We start from the raw sequence: 19,553 nt of genomic DNA on the forward strand, positions 1-19,553 counted from the left end.
TGAAATGTTCAGCCCTTGAGGTCGGTAATATCAATCTGATAGCGGGTTTTACCTTTTTCTTTATCGACCAGGCGTACCAGCTGATAGCCGCGATCGATGGCAAACCAGGCAAAGACTTCGCGGCCTTTTTTCTGACGTATCTGTTCAACCTTGATGGTTTTCAGCTTACCTATCCGGGTACTCAGCTGCTCTTCGCCGATAATTCTGAACTGGAAATCTTTAACACGTTTTTTCTCAAATACGGGGTAGCTCAGCTCATGATTGTTGGCTCGGTTCTCAGGGCTGCCTGTGTCTTTTCTGAGGGTAGAAAGATCGAGACTGGCCTGCAGCATATAGGTTAGGTTGTCATGAACCTCGTTTTTCCATGCCTTCGGATAGTCTTTGTTGTTTTCCAGGTCTTTGATCAGCTTCAGTTGTGGGGAAAATAACAGCGTGCGGTCAGCCTCGTTAAACAAGCCGGTGGCGCGGTAGCGATATTCCAGTGGTTTTATCTGGCCGTCATTAAAGCTGAATTCGGATGTCTCTTTCAGCGCGGCGGCGCTGGTTTCTGCTTCAAACGTTAACAGCCAGTGGCCACTGGGGAGTTGGCGTAAGTTGCGTTCGGCTTCTACATCAATGCTGAACCAGCCGAGTTTCCACTCTGTTTTGTAGCGTGCAGAAAAAGGTTTAAGGGTTGTGAATTCACGATGGCTGGCAGCAGATTTTTCTTTGTCAGCAGTCTCTTCTGCGGCTGTTGCAAAAGAAAAAGTGGGGCAGGCGATCAGGGCAAAGGCCAGAAGGCGGGGAAGTAAAAAGGAAGTCATAAAGGTCAGCCAAGTCCATTTGGCCAACAGTATATCGGAGCAAAATCAGGACGTCAGTTGCAATCCGGTGGCGGGAATCACATTTCCATCCAGGCGGGCATTGTTGCCGGCCATGGTCAGGCGGCCTTCAACAAACCATTTAACCGCAATCGGATAAATCACGTGTTCCTGAATTTGTACGCGTTTCTGCAGGCTGGCGGCATCGTCGCCGTCGTATACCGGCACCACGGCCTGAATCACGTTAGGTCCGCCATCCAGTTCTTCGGTTACAAAATGCACCGTCACACCATGCTCACTCTCGTCATCATCAAGGGCGCGCTGATGGGTATGCAGCCCCTGATATTTCGGCAGTAATGACGGGTGAATATTCAGCATGCGGCCATGATAATGAGCGACAAAATCCGGCGTCAGAATACGCATAAATCCGGCCAGCACCACCAGATCGGGAGCGTGCTCGTCGATTTCTGCCATCAGTGCGCGGTCGAAGTCTTCACGGCTGCTGAATTCTTTGTGATCCAGTACGGAGGTCGGCAGATCGCGGTCGCGGGCTTTCTGCAGGCCCGCGGCTTCCGGACGGTTACAGATAACCGCAGCGATTTCGGCTTCCATACTGCCACTTTTAATGGCATCGGCAATGGCAACCATATTGCTGCCACTGCCGGAGATCAGAATCACGATACGCGGTACGGCAGGCTTATCGTGGGTGCTGCTGTCGTTCATAGACTGCGGTTACCGGTAAATTCAACCTGTTCGTCAGCCTCACCTTTGGCCTGAACTTCACCAATCAGCCATGCCTGTTCGCCTTCGGCGTTGAGCAGGGCGATAGCGGCATCGGCTTTTTCTTCCGGCAGCGCGACAATCATGCCGACACCACAGTTAAAGGTGCGGAACATTTCTGCGGTAGCCACTTTGCCGTTGCTCTGCAGCCATTCAAAAACCGCAGGCCATTTCCAGCTGTTGGTATCGATAACGGCTTTGCAGTCGTCAGGCAGTACGCGCGGAATGTTTTCCTGGAAACCGCCGCCGGTAACGTGGCACATAGCGTGTACGTCAGAAGCGTTAATCAGCTTCAGTGCGGATTTCACATAAATGCGGGTTGGCGCCATCAGCGCATCAGCAACCGGCTGACCATCCAGATCGGCACTCAGGTCGGCACCGGATACTTCAATAATCTTACGGATCAGCGAGTAACCATTGGAGTGCGGGCCGCTGGACGCCATAGCGATCAGCTTGTCGCCGGCTTTTACTTTGGAGCCGTCGATGATGTCGTCTTTCTCAACGATACCTACGCAGAAACCGGCGAGATCGTAGTCTTCGCCTTCGTACATGCCCGGCATTTCGGCGGTTTCGCCACCGACCAGAGAGGCTCCGGCCTGTTCACAGCCATCACCGATACCACTGACCACGGCCGCGGCTACGTCCACGTTCAGTTTGCCGGTGGCGTAGTAGTCGAGGAAGAACAGCGGCTCAGCGCCGGCAACCACCAGATCGTTCACACACATGGCTACCAGATCGATACCGATGGTGTCGTGCTTTTTCAGATCCATTGCCAGGCGCAGCTTGGTGCCTACACCGTCAGTGCCGGATACCAGAACCGGTTGGCGGTAGCCCTGTGGCAGTTCGAACAGGGCGCCGAAACCACCCAGTCCGGCCATCACTTCCGGGCGGCGGGTACGTTTGGCAACGCCTTTGATGCGTTCGACCAATGCATTTCCGGCGTCGATATCGACACCAGCGTCTTTGTAGCTCAGGGATTGTTGTTCACTCATGCCGTCGTCACTGGGTGGCCCATAGAAAGGCGCGTATTCTAACGATTTGTGCGCCGTCCTGCATCATGGAAATGAGCAAATCTGAGAGTGGCCTAAAGCTGTCTGTATGGTCAGATTTTCGCGCAGATGTTGTGAGTAAAGACGGCGGGAGGCACATTCTTATTTTGCGGCCTGCGGCACAATTTCGGTCATGATAGTGGTTATGTTGAACATTCGTGGCACAATACCGCCCGATTTAAATCTTCAGCTGTAAGGAACCTGTCTGTGCGTGCAGCCAGTCTGATTTTATTGTTGTTTCTAAGCCTTGGCAGTCATGCAGTGACCGTCTCTGACCTGTATCAGGTACGCGTGCCGGTTGCCGATCAGTCGCAGGACAGCCGCCAGAGCGGTATTCAGGATGCACTGCAGCAGGTGCTGGTGAAGGTCTCCGGCCAGACGGCCAGTGTGCAGAATGAGACAGTACAGGCTGCTGCGGCCAATGCTGACCGTTACGTAAAAAGTTTCCGCTACAGCCGTGACGAAGCCGACGACAGTCTGCTGCTTGAAGTTTTATTTGCTCAGAACCTGATTGATTCCCTGTTAAAAGACGCGCAGCAGCCGGTGTGGGGTAAAAGCCGTCCGCTGGTATTGCTGTGGCAGGGCGTTGAAGATGAATTACAGCGCAAGGCTCTGAATCAGAACAGCGGTGCGTGGCGTGCACGGCTTGAGCGTGCCATGAGTGAGCGTGGTATTCCGCTGTTATGGCCAGCGCAGGATCTGGAAGACGAACTGGTGTTGCCGGTGGAGCGCCTGTGGGGCCTGTTTAAAGATGACGTACAGAAAGCCTCCGCCCGTTACGCCGCCGATGCCTTTATGGCCGGGCGTTTGTCTCCGGGGCGTGATAATGGCTGGCTTTATCAGGGCTTTATTCAGCATAAGGGTGACTGGCTTGACCTGCAGGCCGAAGGCGATGACGTGAATGCGGTGCTGCTGCAGGTGGCCGATCAGGTGGCCGGTTTTCTGTCCGCCCGTTACGCCCTGCGCAGTGATGGTATTGCCGGTGGTCATCAGTTGATGATTCAGGGCGTGCAGAATTTCCGCCAGTATCACGATGTGATCAGTTATCTGAACGCCAATGTGGCGGTGAATTCGGTACGTGTGCTGGCGGTTAATCAGCAGGATTTAACACTGGAGCTGGATCTGGCGGCCGATTGGGCGCAGGTCTGGAGCACTCTGGCCCTGGATAAGCGCCTGCTCGCCACAGAGCAGGAGCAGGTTTTTAGCTGGCAGCCGTAAATGCAGATCATGGATCATCATCAACAACTGACCCTGTCGGTCGCGGTGCGCGATGATGCGCGCTTTGCTAACTATTACGCCGGCCCGAACGAGCAGATCGTGCAATCGCTGCAGCAGCAGTGGACGGTGCATGGCGAGCCTTACCTGTACTTGTGGGGCGCGCCGGGAGTTGGCTGCAGTCATCTGCTGCAGGCTTCCTGTCATTATGCTGAAGGGCTGGGACATCAAAGCGTCTATCTGCCGCTGGACGAACTGGTGGAATACAGCCCGGCGGTTCTGGATGCGATGGAGCAGTTACCGCTGGTTGCGCTGGATAATATTCAGGCCGTTGCCGGTCGCCCGGATTGGGAAGAAGGGCTGTTTCATTTGTTTAACCGTATCCGCGACCGTCAGGGGCACTTACTGATCGCCGCCAGTCAGGCGCCGGGTCATATCGGTGTGCAGCTGCCCGATCTGTCATCCCGTCTCAGCTGGGGCATGGTGTATCAGGTCGAGCCGCTGGAAGATAACGATAAAGTACTGGCTCTGTTGCTGCGCGCCAAGCGCCGTGGTCTGAATATGAGTGATGAAGTGGCGCGCTTTATTCTGACCCGTGGTCCGCGTGATATGCAGGGCCTGTTTGATTTGCTGGAAACCCTCGATCAGGCCTCTTTGTCGGCCCAGCGTAAGCTGACCATTCCTTTTATTAAGGCGGAAATGGGCTGGTAAGCTTTTTTCCTCGTTCCTGCGCTCCGCGTGGGAATGCAACTGTGCCAGTAAGGGCTACCACGCAGAGCGTGGGAGTCAGGTGAACAGCAGACATAAAAAAACCGCCAGCAGGCGGTTTTTTTATGTGCGTGAACCGTGTCGTAAAAGCACTCAGCTGAGTGCTTTTTTGATGCGGTTCAGGGCATCTTCCAGAGTTTTCATGCTGGTCGCGAATGACAGGCGCATATAGCCCGGTGAGCCGAAGGCAGAACCCGGAACCAGCGCGACACCGGCTTCCAGCAACAGTTTTTCGGCAAAGTCGACATCGTTATCGATACCTGCTTTATCCATAGCGCCTTTGACATTCGGGAATGCGTAGAAAGCGCCGTCGGCCGGGATGCAGCTGAAGCCCGGAATCTCGTTCAGGGTTTTCACCACGTAGTCGTGACGTTCTTTAAAGGCTTCAACCATTGGCAGAACGCAATCGCGGCCGCCATTCAGTGCTGCTTCTGCCGCTACCTGGGAAATAGAAGTCGGGTTAGAGGTGCTCTGTGACTGTACCTTCTTCATCGCGCCAATCAGCTTGGCCGGACCGGCGGCATAGCCGATACGCCAGCCGGTCATGCTGTACGCCTTGGATACACCGTTCAGCACGATGGTGCGGTCGTACAGTTCAGGGCAGACGGTGAGAATGTTTTCGAAGGCAAAATCCGCCCACCAGATGTACTCGTACATATCATCGGTGGCGATCATGATCTGCGGATGCTTTTTCAGAACGGCGCCCAGGGCCTTCAGTTCGTCAGCGGTATAAGCCACACCAGACGGGTTGGACGGGCTGTTCAGCACCACCAGTTTGGTTTTATCGGTGATCGACGCTTCCAGCTGCTCGGCGGTGATTTTAAAGCGGGTGCTTTCATCGGTTTCGATAACCACCGGCACGCCACCGGCAATCACGACCATGTCCGGGTAAGAAACCCAGTATGGCGCCGGAATCACAACTTCATCGCCCGGATTGATGTAGGCCAGAGCCAGGTTAAAGAAGCTCTGCTTACCACCGCAGGACACCAGAATCTGGTTGGCTTCGTAGCTCAGGCCGTTGTCTTTCTGCAGCTTGTTAATAATCGCTTTCTTCAGACCCGGAGTACCGTCCACCGCGGTGTATTTGGTAAAACCGTTGTTAATAGCCTCAACCGCCGCCTGCTTGATATGCTCGGGGGTATCGAAATCCGGCTCACCGGCACCCAGGCCAATAATGTCTTTGCCTGCAGCCTTGAGTTCGGCAGCACGGTTAGTCACGGCCAGTGTTGGGGAGGGCTTGATCTGTTGAACGCGATCAGACAATTGCAGATCCAAAATGTGTATCCTCAATAACGCGATGGTCGGCGGCAGCAACGGGCGTAAAGCGCCAAGTCCTGCCGGTAAAAAAAACCGTATAATGCTACTTGATTTAACCTATAACTGGAATCCTGATGAGCAAGGCATTTGAGCTTTCTGCCAAATATTCTCCCGCCGGTGATCAGCCGGAAGCCATCCGTCAGCTGGTCGGTGGTGTCAATGCCGGTCTGCTGAAGCAAACCCTGCTGGGTGTGACCGGTTCAGGCAAGACCTACACCATGGCCAATGTAATCGCTCAGTGTCAGCGCCCGGCCATTATCATGGCGCATAATAAGACCCTGGCGGCTCAGCTGTACGGTGAGTTTAAAGAGTTTTTCCCCAATAACGCGGTTGAGTATTTCGTTTCTTACTACGACTACTACCAGCCGGAAGCCTATGTGCCGTCGTCCGACACCTTTATCGACAAAGACGCTTCGGTTAACGAGCATATTGAGCAGATGCGGCTGTCAGCAACCAAAGCGCTGATGGAGCGCCGCGATGCGGTGATTGTGGCTACCGTATCGGCGATTTATGGTCTGGGTGATCCGGACTCCTATCTGAAAATGATGCTGCACATTGTGCGTGGCGACCGCATTGATCAGCGCACCGTGCTGCGCCGTCTGGCTGAGCTGCAATACACCCGTAACGATATGGATTTTCATCGCGGTACTTACCGGGTGCGCGGTGATGTAATTGATATCTTCCCGGCGGAGAGCGATGACGAAGCGGTACGTGTTGAACTGTTTGACGATGAGGTTGAGCAGATCAGCAGTTTCGACCCGCTGACCGGTGAGGTGCTGAACCGTCTGGCGCGGGTAACTATCTATCCGAAAACCCACTATGTAACGCCACGCCAGCGCATCCTTGATGCGGTCGAAGGCATTAAGGTCGAACTGGAAGAACGCCTGCAGTATTACCGCGACAATAATTTACTGGTTGAAGCGCAACGGCTTGAGCAGCGTACCCGTTACGATATCGAGATGATGCAGGAGCTGGGTTATTGCTCCGGTATCGAAAACTACTCGCGCTATTTATCCGGGCGTGAAGAGGGCGCGCCACCGCCAACGCTGTTTGATTATATTCCCGACGATGCGCTGGTGTTTGTCGATGAATCCCATGTGACGATTCCGCAGATCGGCGGTATGTACCGCGGTGACCGTTCGCGTAAAGAAACCCTGGTGCAGTTTGGTTTCCGTCTGCCATCGGCGCTGGATAACCGGCCAATGCGCTTTGAAGAATGGGAAGCCATTGTGCCGCAGTGCATTTTTGTGTCGGCGACGCCGGGTAATTATGAAAAAGAGCATCAGGATGCGGTGGTTGAGCAGGTGGTGCGTCCGACCGGTCTGATTGACCCTGAAATTGAAGTGCGTCCGGCCACCGGCCAGGTGGACGATGTGCTGCATGAATTGCGCGAGCGCGTCGCCAACGGCGAGCGCATTCTGATTACCGTGCTGACCAAACGTATGGCCGAAGACCTGACCGAGTTTTTGCTGGAGCAGGGTGTGCGTGTGCGCTATCTGCACTCCGATATTGATACGGTTGAGCGTGTGGAAATTATCCGCGACCTGCGCCTGGGCGAGTTTGACGTGTTGGTGGGTATTAACTTATTGCGTGAAGGTCTGGATATTCCGGAAGTGTCGCTGGTGGCGATTTTCGATGCTGATAAAGAAGGCTTCCTGCGTTCTGAACGCTCGCTGATTCAGACCATCGGTCGGGCTGCGCGTAACCTCAACGGTAAGGCCATCCTGTATGCTGACCGCATAACCGATTCGATGCAGAAAGCCATTGATGAAACCGACCGCCGCCGTGAAAAGCAGGTGGCTTTCAATACCGAGCATGGCATTACTCCGGTTGGGGTGACCAAGTCGGTGGAAGACATTCTCGAAGCGGCGCCACCGCCGGGTAAAAAAGGCAAAGGCAAAACCCGTGGGCGTAAAGTGGCTGAAGATCAGGCCGGTTATGCGGCGGATGATTGGCAGGCATTGTCTGCCGCTGAGTTGGTTAAGCGCGTGGCTAAAGTTGAAGATCAGATGTTTAAAGCGGCGAAAGATCTTAATTTTGAAGAAGCGGCGCGTCTGCGTGACTTATTGCATCAGATGAAAAATAAGGTGATCGAGAACAGCTGAGGCTGTTCTCGTTTCGCTGACGAGTCTGATAAAAAGCCACGTGCAGAAATGAAGCAGGGCGCAGAATGAAACAAGATGAGAACTGAAGTAAGGTGCAGAAACGAAAAAACCGGCCAGGGGCCGGTTTTTTTAATTCTGGTAGGACTAGCCAGATTCGAACTGGCGACCTCTACCATGTCAAGGTAGCGCTCTAACCAACTGAGCTATAGTCCTGAAGTGGCGCGTATATTAACGATGCCTTTTCATGGGTGCAAGTGCTTTTCGCCATCGGTTAATGAATTTCTGTCTGATAAGTGCTTGAAAAACAATCACCTGCGCAGTGGTTCTGCGTTTGCAAAGGATGGGTGGCATTGCCGGTGATGGTGTTAAGGTTTGCTGATCTGATGTGATGATATGCGGTTACGGCCAAGTTTTTTGGAAAGGTAAAGCTGCTCATCAGCAGTGTTCAGCAGGTCAGCCAGCGTCATATCGTCGCAATGCTCACAGCTGCTTATACCAAAGCTTGCCTGAACATTAATGTCCATGCCGTTGATGGGTAATACGTCATCGGTCAGTGCTTGCCGGATGCGCTCTGCCAGGATACGTGCCTGCGGCATATCGGTCTGTGGCAGCAGGATGGCAAATTCTTCGCCACCAATGCGGGCCAGAATATCTGCATTTCTTACGGTGGCTTCAGCCAGCGTCGCAACCCGCTGCAAAACGGCATCACCGGCACTGTGTCCCCAGGTATCATTGATCTGCTTAAAGTGATCCAGATCGAACATAATGATTGAGGTAGGGCGGTTGAAACGCAGGGCTTCTTTAAGAACCTGTTCGCCCAGTTTAAAAAAGGCGCGGCGGTTATTCAGCCGGGTCAGGGCATCGGTGCCGGCCAGATATTCAGCTTCGCGGCGGGCTGCTTCCAGTTCCTGCTCCATACGTTTGCGGTCGGAAATATCGGTCGCAATTTCAATACGCACCAGGCGGCCATCGACCCAGCGGATGGCTTCATCGCGACACTGATACCAGTGCTTGTTCTGAGTGTTCTGGAATTCCCAGACGTATACCCCCGTTGGCTGTTGATGCTCATCCACCAGTTTGTGATTGGTGCAGAACGCACAGGGGCCTTGCTGATCTTTTTGCAGATATTCCCAGCAGCGTTTGTTACCGGGTTCGCCCCATTTCTGGCGGGCATAATCGTTGATAAACAGCAGTTCATGGGTCGACATGTCGGCGACATAAATCAGCGCATCAAGGCTGTTCAGAACGGTGACAACGGCAGAGTCCTGGGCCGCTTGCTGTACTGCGTCCGGTGGAGTATTTGCGGTTGTGTCAGGGGGCTTAGTCATGTCGGAAATGTTGGCCAGTATATCGGTGAGCTTAGACTGCTCTGCTGGGTGCGGCAATGACTGCTGCGGAATTTCGCTCTGTCTTGATTTGCAGCAATGGCGGGAGGAGGTTATGAATTTTGCTGATTATTTTATCAGTGTGTGTGCTGGTGCGGTTTTCGTTGTTGTTGGTGTATTTTCTGGTGCAGTTGCTGGCGTAGTTAAGGACGCCCGCAGACGTCCTTAATCATAATTATTTTAACCCGTTGCGGCTGCCGTATTGCTGCTGTGCCCAGTCGGGATGTTTATACAGAATCCGCAGGTCTTTATAACGCCAGACATCGCGGAACATATCCACCCAGTCGTGCACCTGCAGGTAGAAAGGGTTGTAAGGTTTTGCCGGCATACGGGTCACGCCGTACTTAATTTCGCCGGCGTCATCTTCTGCCCGGAAAGTACCGAATATTTTGTCCCAGAAGATAAAAATACCGCCGAAGTTGGTATCAATCTGCTTCGGGTTGCTGCCGTGATGGACGCGGTGGTGTGACGGGGTATTCATAAATTTTTCCAGCCAGCCCAGCTTGCGCACCTGCTCGGTGTGCAGGAAAAACTGATAAACAAGATTGCCTTCAATCGCGAGCAGAACCCAGTTTTTATCAAAGCCAATCAGCGCCGCCGGAATCCACCAGAACAACCAGGAGCCGGACAGGGCAAAGGTAAAGTTCTGGCGCAGCGCAGTGGAGAAATTCATATGTTCAGACGAATGATGGGTAACATGCACATTCCAGAACCAGCGCACTTTGTGCATCAGCACATGGTTGACGTAGAAGCAGAAGTCGATAAACACAATCAGCGCCAACACGCTGAAAAATGACAATTCCGGATTCCATTGCAGGCCATAGTCGTACACCCACAGATAGAACGCCTGAATAAACAAAGCAATGGCGATGCCGTCGACCAGCTTGTAGGAAAAACCGGTGGTCAGGTTGGCGAGGGTTTCGCGCGCATGGTAAATGCCGGTTTTACCCTGACGGCGGGCATACCAGTATTCCGCCAGCATAACGCCAAGAAACAGACCGCCAAAGGCAACGACGAAAAACAGGGCGTGCAGAACATCTTGCATGCGTGACTCCTTATTATTGTTTTAGGCCTCTACTTTAGGGCTTGGCTGGAATGCTGAATTGACATTTACCGTCTTTATTTTGACAATCACTGCCATCTTGCGGGTGTGGGCGGTGTGATGTTGCCGTTGTGCGTATGGATGTTGGGTTGATGAGGACGTTGGGTCGATGGAGAAACAGGTATGACAATGCTGGCGCAGCTGCAGGTCAGTGGTGATCTGGCCGGTCTGGCGCGCTGTTTTCTTGAGCAGGAGGGCGATACCCGCTGCGATCTGTATGCCTATCTGCAGGGCTTTACCGCCGATAGTCGCATCAGCTTCAGCCAGTGGTGGGAGCTGCTTGAGCGTTTGCAGCAGCGTTATCCGCAGCGGCATATCGGTCTGGAACTGGGGTTGCTGGTGCGGCCGGAGTTTGTCGGCGTGCTGGGTTATCTGTTGCTGTCGAGTGAAACGGTGGCTGACGCCCTGCAGGGGTTTCAGCGTTATCAGCGGCTGCTGCACGATGGCGACCGGGCAACGGCCAGCCTGCAGGATGGGTGTCTGCGTCTGAGCTGGAGTACCGACTACGGCCCGTCGTCGCGCTTGTCGGATGAGGTGCTGGTGGTGGGTATGCTCACCTTTATCCGTCAGATGACAGCGCGAGCCGATTTAAGCCCGCAGGTGGTGCATTTTTCGTTTGCCGAGCCGGCCGATACCAAACCTTATCGCCAGACGCTGGGCTGTGAGGTGCTGTTTCAGCAGGCGCAAACTGCCATTCTGATCCGGCCGGAATATCTGGCGTTGCCGGTCAATAACCACAATGCCGGCTTAAAGCAATTGCTGGAGCAGCAGGCCCAGGCATTAATGGATGTGCTGCCGCAGAGCGAAAGCTTTGTGCAGAGTCTGCGTACGGCGCTGCTGAAAGCCTTACAGAGTGGCGAACCAACCTCGCGTACAGTTGCCCGTTTACTGCATCTTTCCGAGCGCACATTATTCCGTCGTCTGGAAGAGCACCAGCTGGCCTTTAAAGAGGTGCTGGCGCAAACGCGCATGCAGCTGGCGAAAGAATATCTGTGTGAAGGCCGCCTGACCCACAGCGAAATTGCATTACTGCTGGGCTATTCCGAACAGAGTGCCTTCAGCCGGGCGTTTAAGCGTGAAAGCGGAGTATCGCCGCGCCAGTGGCTGCGTCAGCGCTGAGGTTTGCGGCGTGATAAAACCCGCGGTTTACAGCGCGCGGCGCGGTCTGTAGAGTACGTCCTCTTTTTTTATTCATGTGGCCTGTCGTGGGGGCCACCACTGACAAGGATCTGATATGCCTGTTATTACCCTTCCTGATGGTTCCAAACGCGAATTTGCCCAGCCGGTAACACTGCTGCAGGTGGCCGAAGATATTGGCCCTGGCCTGGCAAAAGCAACGGTATGTGGCCGTATTAATGGCCAGCTGGTGGACGCCTGTGAACTGATCACCGAAGACGCGAATATCACGCTGATCACCGGTCGCGATGAAGAAGGTCTGGAAGTGATTCGTCACTCCTTTGCGCACCTGGTCGGACATGCGGTAAAGCAGCTGTACCCAACAGCAAAAATGGCAATCGGTCCTGTTATCGATAACGGCTTTTATTACGACATCGAGTTTGAACGTCCTTTTACTCCGGAAGACGTAACCGCCATCGAAAAACGTGTTGGTGAGCTGATCAAGAAAGACTACGAAGTCATCAAGAAAATGACGCCGATTAAAGAAGCGCGTCGTGTTTTCGTTGACCGTGGCGAAGACTACAAAGTTGAGCTGATTGACGACCTGATTCAGAAAGGTGAAGAGGCCGTTGGTCTGTATCATCACGAAGAATACATCGACATGTGTCGTGGCCCGCACGTGCCGAATACCCGTGTTATGCGTGTATTTAAGCTGATGCGTGTTTCCGGTGCTTACTGGCGTGGTGACTCGCAGAACAAACAGCTGCAGCGTATTTACGGTACTGCCTGGAACGACAAAAAAGATCTGAAGGCCTACATCACCCGTATCGAAGAAGCGGAAAAACGCGATCACCGTAAGCTGGCCAAGCAGCTGGATCTGTTCCACCTGCAGGAAGAAGCGCCGGGTATGGTGTTCTGGCACCCGAATGGCTGGACTATGTGGCAGGTACTGGAACAGTACATGCGCAAAGTGCAGCAGGACGCCGGCTATCAGGAAATCAAAACACCGCAGGTCGTTGACCGCTCGCTGTGGGAAAAATCCGGCCACTGGGAACATTATGGCGATGCCATGTTCACCACTGAGTCCGAGAAGCGTACTTACGCGGTTAAACCGATGAACTGCCCGTGTCATATTCAGGTGTTCAATCAGGGGCTGAAGAGCTACCGCGATCTGCCGCTGCGTCTGGCGGAATTCGGTTCCTGTCACCGTAACGAGCCGTCCGGTGCGCTGCACGGCATTATGCGTGTGCGTGGCTTTACCCAGGACGATGCGCACATCTTTGTGTCGGAAAAGCAGATCCGTCAGGAAGCCTCTGACTTCATCAAGCTGACTCTGGCCGTGTACAAAGACTTCGGCTTCGATGCGGTTGAGATGAAGCTGTCCACCCGTCCGGAAGGCCGTATTGGTGATGATGCACTGTGGGATCAGGCCGAAGCGGCACTGGAAGACGCGCTCAACGATGCGGGTCTGGAATGGGAGTTGCAGCCGGGTGAAGGTGCTTTCTATGGCCCTAAAATTGAATTCTCACTGCGTGATTGCTTAAACCGCGTCTGGCAGTGTGGTACTGTGCAGCTCGATTTCATGCTGCCGGAGCGTCTTGGGGCTCAGTACGTCGATGAAGACGGCGAGCGTAAAACACCCGTGATGCTGCACCGGGCGATTCTGGGCTCTTTCGAACGCTTTATCGGAATTCTGATCGAGCACTATGCGGGTGCGATGCCGCCATGGCTGGCACCGCAGCAGGTATCGGTTCTCAATATCACCGACAATCAGGGTGAATATTGTCAGAATCTGGCCCAAAACCTGAAATCAAAAGGCTTCCGGGCCGTTGCGGACTTGAGAAACGAGAAGATCGGCTTTAAAATCCGCGAGCACACTTTGCACAAGGTACCCTACCTGTTGGTTGTAGGGGATAAAGAAGTAGAAGCAAACACCGTCGCTGTGCGTACCCGTAAAGGTGAAGACCTGGGTGTAATGAGCATCGATGCCTTTATAGAACTCTTAGAAGGCAGCATTGCACAGCGCGGACGGTTTGGAATGGAGAACTGATCATCAGACGCGATAACAGAAAGGGCGGCCGTCAAGACAATCGAGCTGCCATTAACGATCAAATTCGTGCAACCGAGGTACGTTTGATCGGCGCCGATGGAAGCCAGGTTGGTATCGTCAGTATTGAAGACGCTTTGCGTATGGCGGAAGAAGCAGCCCTGGATCTGGTACAGATTTCAGATGGCGATCCGATCGTATGTAAGGTGATGGACTTCGGTAAGAAGCTTTACGAAGAGAAGAAGCAAAAAGCCGAAGCCAAAAAACGCCAGCATCAGGTCCAGATTAAGGAAATGAAGTTCCGTCCGGGCACTGAAGAAGGTGATTATCAGATTAAATTACGTAATCTGACACGTTTCCTTGAGGGTGGTGATAAAGCGAAAGTGTCTCTGCGCTTCCGCGGTCGTGAGATGGCTCACCAGCATATCGGGATGGAGTTGATGAAACGCATTGAAGAGGACCTGAAGGAACTCGGCACTGTGGAACAACACCCGAAAATGGAAGGCCGTCAAATGGTGATGGTCATCGCCCCGGGTAAGAAGAAGTAGTCTGGTTCCTAAATGAATCACATAACCCCGGCTCAGTGCCGGGTTTATGCGTTCTACCGACTGCTCATTATGGCAGGTGTTATACAGGGTCTTAGTTTCTGTATGCACCATAACCTTTTGGAGTAACACAATGCCTAAAATCAAAACTAAGAGCGGCGCAGCCAAGCGCTTCAAGAAGACCGCGAACGGCTTCAAACACCGTTGTGCGTTCCGTAGTCACATCCTGACCAAAAAGAGCACCAAGCGTAAGCGTCATCTGCGCGGTATGTCTCAGGTTCACGCCTCTGACGTTAAGCTGGTAGCACGCATGCTGCCTAATCTTTAATCGGTATTCAGGAGATAAACTATGGCTCGTGTAAAACGTGGTGTGATCGCTCGTCGTCGTCACAAGAAAATTCTGAAGCAGGCTAAAGGTTATTACGGTGCGCGTAGCCGTGTATTCCGTGTAGCTAAACAAGCTGTGATCAAAGCTGGTCAGTATGCTTACCGCGATCGTCGTCAGCGTAAGCGTCAGTTCCGTCAGCTGTGGATCGCGCGTATCAACGCCGGTGCACGTACTAACGGTCTGTCTTACAGCAAGTTCATCAACGGCCTGAAAAAAGCCGCTGTTGAAATTGACCGTAAAGTACTGGCTGATCTGGCGGTTAACGAAAAAGCAGCGTTTGCGGCTCTGGTTGAAAAAGCCAAGTCCAGCCTGTAATTTCACCGCTTAGCCGGAAAACGGTAATGGTCAGTGTGTAAGCTCTGACCAACGCCTGCGAAATAGGGGATGAGCTTAGGTAATCTAGGTGATTCCCCTATTTTTTTGTCAATCTGACGTCAATTGATGGATAGCAACGATGGAAAACCTTGAGGCCCTGACACAGCAAGCCCTGGCCGCCGTAAGTGAAGCGCAAGATGTAGCGGCGCTGGATCAGGTACGGGTTCAATTTCTGGGCAAAAAAGGGGAAATCACTTCCCTGATGAAAAACCTTGGCAGCGTGGCGCCGGAAGATCGTCCGAAAATGGGTGCGATCATCAACGAAGCCAAAGACCAGGTTGAGAATGCAATCAGCCAGCGTAAACAGCTGCTGGAAAGTGCCGCTCTGGATGCCAAGCTGGCCGCTGAAACCATCGACATTACTCTGCCGGGCAGAGCAATGCAGGAAGGCAGTCTGCATCCTGTTACCCGCACCATCGAACGTATCGAATCCTTTTTTGCCGGTGCCGGCTTCCAGGTGATGGAAGGTCCGGAAATCGAAGACGAATTCCATAACTTCGAAGCGCTGAATATTCCGTCGCACCATCCGGCGCGTGCTATGCACGACACCTTTTATTTTGATGCCGGACGTCTGCTGCGTACCCACACCTCGCCGGTACAGGTGCGCACCATGGAAGCCCAGCAACCACCGCTGCGTATTATCTGCCCGGGCCGTGTTTACCGCTGCGATTACGATCAGACCCACTCCCCGATGTTCCACCAGATGGAAGGGTTACTGGTTGATAAGGGCGTCAGCTTCGCCGACCTGAAAGGCATTCTGCAGGAATTTATGGCCGCCTTCTTTGAGAAAGACATCAAGGTGCGCCTGCGTCCGTCGTATTTCCCGTTTACCGAACCATCTGCGGAAATCGACATTGAATGGGTGATTGAAACCCCGGAAGGCACCAAAACCCGCTGGTTGGAAATCGGCGGTTGCGGCATGGTGCACCCGGAGGTATTCCGCCATGTAGGCATCGATCCGGAAGAGTACACCGGCTTTGCCTTTGGTATGGGAATGGAGCGTATGGCGATGCTGCGTTACGGCGTTAACGACCTGCGTCTGTTCTTCGAAAATGATCTGCGCTTCCTGCAGCAGTTCCGTTAATCGCTTATTACAGGATTTAGTACAACATGAAATTCAGCGAACAATGGTTACGCGAGTGGGTGCAGCCGGCTGTCAGCACTGAAGAACTGGCCGCCCAGGTAACGATGGCAGGCCTCGAAGTCGACGGCGTAGAAGCCGTTGCTGGTATGTTCTCCGGCGTTGTGGTGGGCCAGGTGGTCAGTCGCGAACAACACCCGGATGCCGATAAGCTCAGCCTGTGTCAGGTGACCGATGGCAATGAGACCTTCCAGATTGTCTGTGGTGCGGCGAACGTCCGTACCGGCCTGAAGATCCCGCTGGCGAAAATCGGCGCGGTGCTTCCCGGCGATTTTAAAATCAAAAAAGCCAAACTGCGCGGTGTCGAATCTTTCGGTATGTTGTGTGCCGAAGCCGAGCTGGGTATGGCCGAAAGCTCCGATGGTCTGATGGAGTTACCGGAAGACGCGCCGGTTGGCGCCGATTTCCGCGAATACATGAACCTCGATGATGCCATCATCGAAGTGGATCTGACCCCGAATCGCGCTGACTGTCTGAGCATGGCCGGTCTGGCACGTGAAGTGGGCGTACTGAACAAAGCCGATCTGACCGAGCTGGTCGTTAACGCTGTCGCGCCTGCCATCGATGACAAACCTGCCATCGAAGTCTCGGCAGCCGAGCAGTGCCCGCGTTATCTGGGTCGTATCGTCAAAGGCGTCAACGTAAAAGCCGTTACCCCTTTGTGGATGGTGGAAAAACTGCGTCGTGGCGGTATCCGCTCCATTGATCCGGTGGTTGATGTTACCAACTACGTGATGCTGGAGCTGGGTCAGCCGATGCACGCTTTCGATCTGAAGCAGATTGACGGTGGCATTCGTGTTCGCATGGCAGAGCAGGGCGAAAAACTGACGCTGCTCGATGGCCAGGACGTTGAACTGAACGCCGACACTCTGGTGATCGCCGACCACGCCAAACCGCTGGCCATTGCCGGCATTATGGGTGGTGAGCACTCTGGTGTGGCGGACGATACTCAGGATCTGCTGCTCGAAGCGGCCTTCTTCGCGCCGCTGGCGATTGCCGGCCGTGCCCGTAACTATGGCCTGCATACCGATTCTTCCCACCGCTTTGAGCGTGGTGTCGATTACAACCTGGCGGCCAAAGCTATGGAACGTGCGACGGCATTGCTGCTGGAGATCTGCGGTGGTCAGCCAGGCCCTGTGGTGGAAGTGGCGAGTGAAGCGCATCTGCCGAAAGCACCGACCATTCATCTGCGTCGTGCCCGTGCCGAGTTGATTCTTGGCCTGAAACTGGCCGATAGCGAGATTGAAGATATCCTCACCCGTCTGGGTATGCAGTTGACCGCAACCGACGATGGCTGGGATGTGGTTGCACCAAGCTACCGCTTCGATATGGCGATTGAATCTGACCTGATCGAAGAACTGGCCCGTATCTACGGTTACGAGCGTCTGCCGGTGCGTCTGCCAAGTGCGGCCTCGCCGCTGGCGCGCGTGGCTGAAAACCGCCTGAGTATGGGCGATCTGCGTCGTCATCTGGTGGCGCGCGGTTATCAGGAAGCCATTACCTACAGCTTTGTTGAACCTCAGCTGCAGAAATCCATGGATCCTGAACATGCACCGATTGCACTGCTGAACCCGATTTCGGCAGAAATGTCGGTGATGCGTACCGATCTGCTCGCCGGTCTGGTACAGGCGGTCAGCTACAACCTCAAACGTCAGCAGCCGCGTGTGCGTCTGTTCGAAACCGGCCTGCGCTTTGTGCCACAGGCCGATGGTCAGCTGGATCAGATTCCGACCCTGGCCTTCGCCCTGACCGGCAATCGTCTGCCGCAGTCCTGGGCTGATACCGATGCCGGCGTCGATTTCTTTGATGCCAAAGGCGATGTGGAATCCCTGCTGGCACGTACCGGTCAGCTGAGCCGCTACCGTTTTGTTGCGGCAAGCCATCCGGCACTGCATCCGGGCCAGACCGCTCGCATCGAAAAGCTCGACGCGGACGGTCAGTGGCAGGAAGTTGGCGTAATGGGTGCGCTGCATCCGAGCCTGCAGAAGCCTCTGGGCGTTAAGCAGGCGCTGTATCTGGTGCAACTGGATCTGGCGGCAGTGCGTGAAATCGCGATTCCGGATTTCTCCGAACTGTCGAAGTTCCCGGAAATGCGCCGCGATCTGGCTCTGGTGGTCGCTCAGGATGTGCAGGTTGATCAGGTTTTACAGGCAATCCGTGCGAAAGCAGGGGATTACCTGACAAAGCTCAACCTGTTTGATGTGTATGTCGGCAAAGGCATTGATCCAGATAGAAAAAGTCTGGCTTTGGGGTTGACCTGGCAGCATCCTTCGCGCACATTAACTGATGAAGAAGTGAACGATTCTGTTTCATCAGTACTGGCTCATCTTGAAGAGAGTCTGGGAGCAACGCTAAGGGGTTAGCATGACCGCTTTGACCAAAGCAGAACTGGCAGAAAAACTGTTCGAAGATCTTGGTCTCAACAAGCGCGAGGCGAAAGATATGGTGGATCTTTTTTTTGATGAGATCCGCGATAGCTTAAGCCGTAATGAGCAGGTGAAGTTGTCGGGTTTCGGCAACTTTGACCTGCGTGATAAGCGTCAACGGCCGGGTCGCAATCCAAAAACAGGCGAAGAAATCCCTATCTCCGCCCGTCGTGTTGTGACCTTTAAGCCGGGGCAAAAACTTAAGGTTCGGGTAGAGGCATATGCTGGAACCCAGCCACAATAACGAACTCCCCCCCATTCCCGCCAAGCGCTATTTCACCATCGGTGAAGTAAGTGAATTGTGCGACGTGAAACCTCATGTTCTGCGTTACTGGGAACAGGAATTTCCGCAACTCAGCCCGGTGAAACGCCGTGGTAACCGCCGTTATTACCAGCGTCAGGACGTGATTCTTGTGCGTGAAATCCGCGCTTTGCTCTATCACGAAGGTTACACCATCGGTGGTGCCCGCCAGCGTCTGAGCGAAGAGGGTGAATCCAATGCCGTGGCGATGGATCAGGCGCTCATCAAAAACATGATTGCCGAGCTTAAAGAGCTGGCCGATTTACTTACCCCGGACAGCCATTCCTGAAGCGTTCACAGCGCTCTGCCTTTCTAAAAAAATCTTTAACTTTTCAGTGGCTTAAGTATACTTGAGCGCGTTCATAAGCGGCTTTTAAGCTCGTTTCTGAACATGTGTCGGGGCGTAGCGCAGCCTGGTAGCGCACTTGCATGGGGTGCAAGGGGTCGCGAGTTCGAATCCCGCCGTCCCGACCAATTTTCAGAATTCCTATAAAAAGGCCAGTCAGCGATGACTGGCCTTTTTTATTTTTATTGCACTGAACAGCGCTTAATCATAAATCTTTTTTATCCCGCTTTTATTCATCCCTCAGCGCCTCAATCGGACTTAATTTAGCCGCCTGCCAGGCCGGGCCCATGCCGGCCATTAAACCAATCAGGGCGGAAAAAATAAGGGAAATCATCAGGTACAGCGGG

Annotated in this window: 18 protein-coding genes and 2 tRNA genes; 13 read left to right on the forward strand and 7 right to left on the reverse strand. The window is 53.7% G+C overall.

All coding sequences use genetic code 11. The annotated features are described in order from the left end of the window. Positions 1–8: 8 nt before the first annotated feature. The 3 genes from B3P58_RS10055 to purM are packed head-to-tail and all read right to left on the reverse strand — an operon-like array spanning position 9 to position 2,572. The gene (locus B3P58_RS10055) at positions 9–803 is read right to left on the reverse strand and encodes a DUF3108 domain-containing protein (RefSeq protein WP_286717314.1); all 795 of its coding nucleotides are present in this window, start codon (positions 801–803) and stop codon (positions 9–11) included. 45 nt (positions 804–848) lie between these two features. Next, positions 849–1,523, reverse strand: a complete 675-nt coding sequence (gene purN / locus B3P58_RS10060) for a phosphoribosylglycinamide formyltransferase (RefSeq protein ID WP_225690793.1) — start codon at positions 1,521–1,523, stop codon at positions 849–851. After that, positions 1,520–2,572, reverse strand: a complete 1,053-nt coding sequence (gene purM, locus B3P58_RS10065) for a phosphoribosylformylglycinamidine cyclo-ligase (RefSeq protein ID WP_145470276.1) — start codon at positions 2,570–2,572, stop codon at positions 1,520–1,522. Before purM ends, purN begins: the two co-directional genes overlap by 4 nt. 264 nt (positions 2,573–2,836) lie before the next feature. Here purM and B3P58_RS10070 point away from each other — a divergent pair, with 264 nt between their 5' ends. Then, positions 2,837–3,847 carry a DUF2066 domain-containing protein gene (locus B3P58_RS10070; protein ID WP_230331466.1) on the forward strand — a complete coding sequence of 337 codons (1,011 nt, stop codon included), beginning with the start codon at positions 2,837–2,839 and terminating at the stop codon, positions 3,845–3,847. Positions 3,848–3,856: 9 nt separating this feature from the next. Then, positions 3,857–4,555, forward strand: coding sequence for a DnaA regulatory inactivator Hda (hda, locus tag B3P58_RS10075; protein WP_304650349.1), 699 nt, complete (start codon positions 3,857–3,859; stop codon positions 4,553–4,555). A 150-nt stretch (positions 4,556–4,705) separates the two neighbouring features. Here hda and B3P58_RS10080 read toward each other — a convergent pair whose 3' ends face one another. Continuing rightward, complete coding sequence (locus tag B3P58_RS10080; protein WP_286717333.1) at positions 4,706–5,890, reverse strand: pyridoxal phosphate-dependent aminotransferase; 1,185 nt, start codon at positions 5,888–5,890, stop codon at positions 4,706–4,708. A 113-nt stretch (positions 5,891–6,003) separates the two neighbouring features. Here B3P58_RS10080 and uvrB point away from each other — a divergent pair, with 113 nt between their 5' ends. Further along, on the forward strand, positions 6,004–8,034 hold the full coding sequence (gene uvrB, locus B3P58_RS10085) for an excinuclease ABC subunit UvrB (protein WP_286717317.1): 2,031 nt from the start codon (positions 6,004–6,006) through the stop codon (positions 8,032–8,034). Between the two features lie 136 nt (positions 8,035–8,170). On the opposite strand, the gene B3P58_RS10090 is transcribed toward uvrB, so the two are convergent. From B3P58_RS10090 to B3P58_RS10100, 3 genes are all read right to left on the reverse strand, one after another. After that, positions 8,171–8,247: transfer RNA gene (locus B3P58_RS10090), tRNA-Val, on the reverse strand. A gap of 152 nt (positions 8,248–8,399) precedes the next feature. Next, positions 8,400–9,362 carry a GGDEF domain-containing protein gene (locus tag B3P58_RS10095; RefSeq protein ID WP_286717318.1) on the reverse strand — a complete coding sequence of 321 codons (963 nt, stop codon included), beginning with the start codon at positions 9,360–9,362 and terminating at the stop codon, positions 8,400–8,402. A gap of 232 nt (positions 9,363–9,594) precedes the next feature. Continuing rightward, a complete protein-coding gene (locus tag B3P58_RS10100) occupies positions 9,595–10,464 on the reverse strand; it encodes a sterol desaturase family protein (RefSeq protein ID WP_286717319.1) in 870 nt (289 codons plus the stop codon). 180 nt (positions 10,465–10,644) lie between these two features. On the opposite strand from B3P58_RS10100, the gene B3P58_RS10105 reads away from it, so the two are divergent. The 10 genes from B3P58_RS10105 (at position 10,645) to B3P58_RS10150 (ending at position 19,334) form a co-directional block, all read left to right on the forward strand. Further along, positions 10,645–11,640, forward strand: coding sequence for an AraC family transcriptional regulator (locus tag B3P58_RS10105; RefSeq protein WP_286717320.1), 996 nt, complete (start codon positions 10,645–10,647; stop codon positions 11,638–11,640). A gap of 115 nt (positions 11,641–11,755) precedes the next feature. After that, positions 11,756–13,687, forward strand: a complete 1,932-nt coding sequence (gene thrS, locus B3P58_RS10110; RefSeq protein ID WP_145470285.1) for a threonine--tRNA ligase — start codon at positions 11,756–11,758, stop codon at positions 13,685–13,687. A 2-nt stretch (positions 13,688–13,689) separates the two neighbouring features. Then, positions 13,690–14,232 (forward strand): translation initiation factor IF-3, encoded by a 543-nt coding sequence (infC, locus tag B3P58_RS10115; protein ID WP_371736697.1) that lies wholly within the window; start codon positions 13,690–13,692, stop codon positions 14,230–14,232. 130 nt (positions 14,233–14,362) lie between these two features. Next, entirely contained in the window at positions 14,363–14,557 is a 195-nt protein-coding gene (gene rpmI, locus B3P58_RS10120; protein ID WP_145470287.1) for a 50S ribosomal protein L35, read from the forward strand. 21 nt (positions 14,558–14,578) lie between these two features. Further along, a complete protein-coding gene (gene rplT, locus B3P58_RS10125) occupies positions 14,579–14,932 on the forward strand; it encodes a 50S ribosomal protein L20 (RefSeq protein WP_145470288.1) in 354 nt (117 codons plus the stop codon). 139 nt (positions 14,933–15,071) lie between these two features. Then, entirely contained in the window at positions 15,072–16,076 is a 1,005-nt protein-coding gene (gene pheS, locus B3P58_RS10130) for a phenylalanine--tRNA ligase subunit alpha (RefSeq protein WP_145470290.1), read from the forward strand. Positions 16,077–16,102: 26 nt separating this feature from the next. Further along, complete coding sequence (gene pheT, locus B3P58_RS10135) at positions 16,103–18,496, forward strand: phenylalanine--tRNA ligase subunit beta (RefSeq protein WP_286717324.1); 2,394 nt, start codon at positions 16,103–16,105, stop codon at positions 18,494–18,496. A gap of 1 nt (position 18,497) precedes the next feature. Continuing rightward, positions 18,498–18,803 (forward strand): integration host factor subunit alpha, encoded by a 306-nt coding sequence (gene ihfA / locus B3P58_RS10140; protein ID WP_015487305.1) that lies wholly within the window; start codon positions 18,498–18,500, stop codon positions 18,801–18,803. Then, on the forward strand, positions 18,781–19,149 hold the full coding sequence (locus B3P58_RS10145) for a MerR family transcriptional regulator (protein WP_145470294.1): 369 nt from the start codon (positions 18,781–18,783) through the stop codon (positions 19,147–19,149). Before ihfA ends, B3P58_RS10145 begins: the two co-directional genes overlap by 23 nt. 108 nt (positions 19,150–19,257) lie before the next feature. After that, a tRNA-Pro gene (locus tag B3P58_RS10150) sits at positions 19,258–19,334 on the forward strand. Positions 19,335–19,553: the final 219 nt, after the last annotated feature.

The organism is Thalassolituus sp. UBA2009 (assembly GCF_002335285.1).
GTDB lineage: Bacteria > Pseudomonadota > Gammaproteobacteria > Pseudomonadales > Oceanobacteraceae > Venatoribacter > Venatoribacter alkanivorans.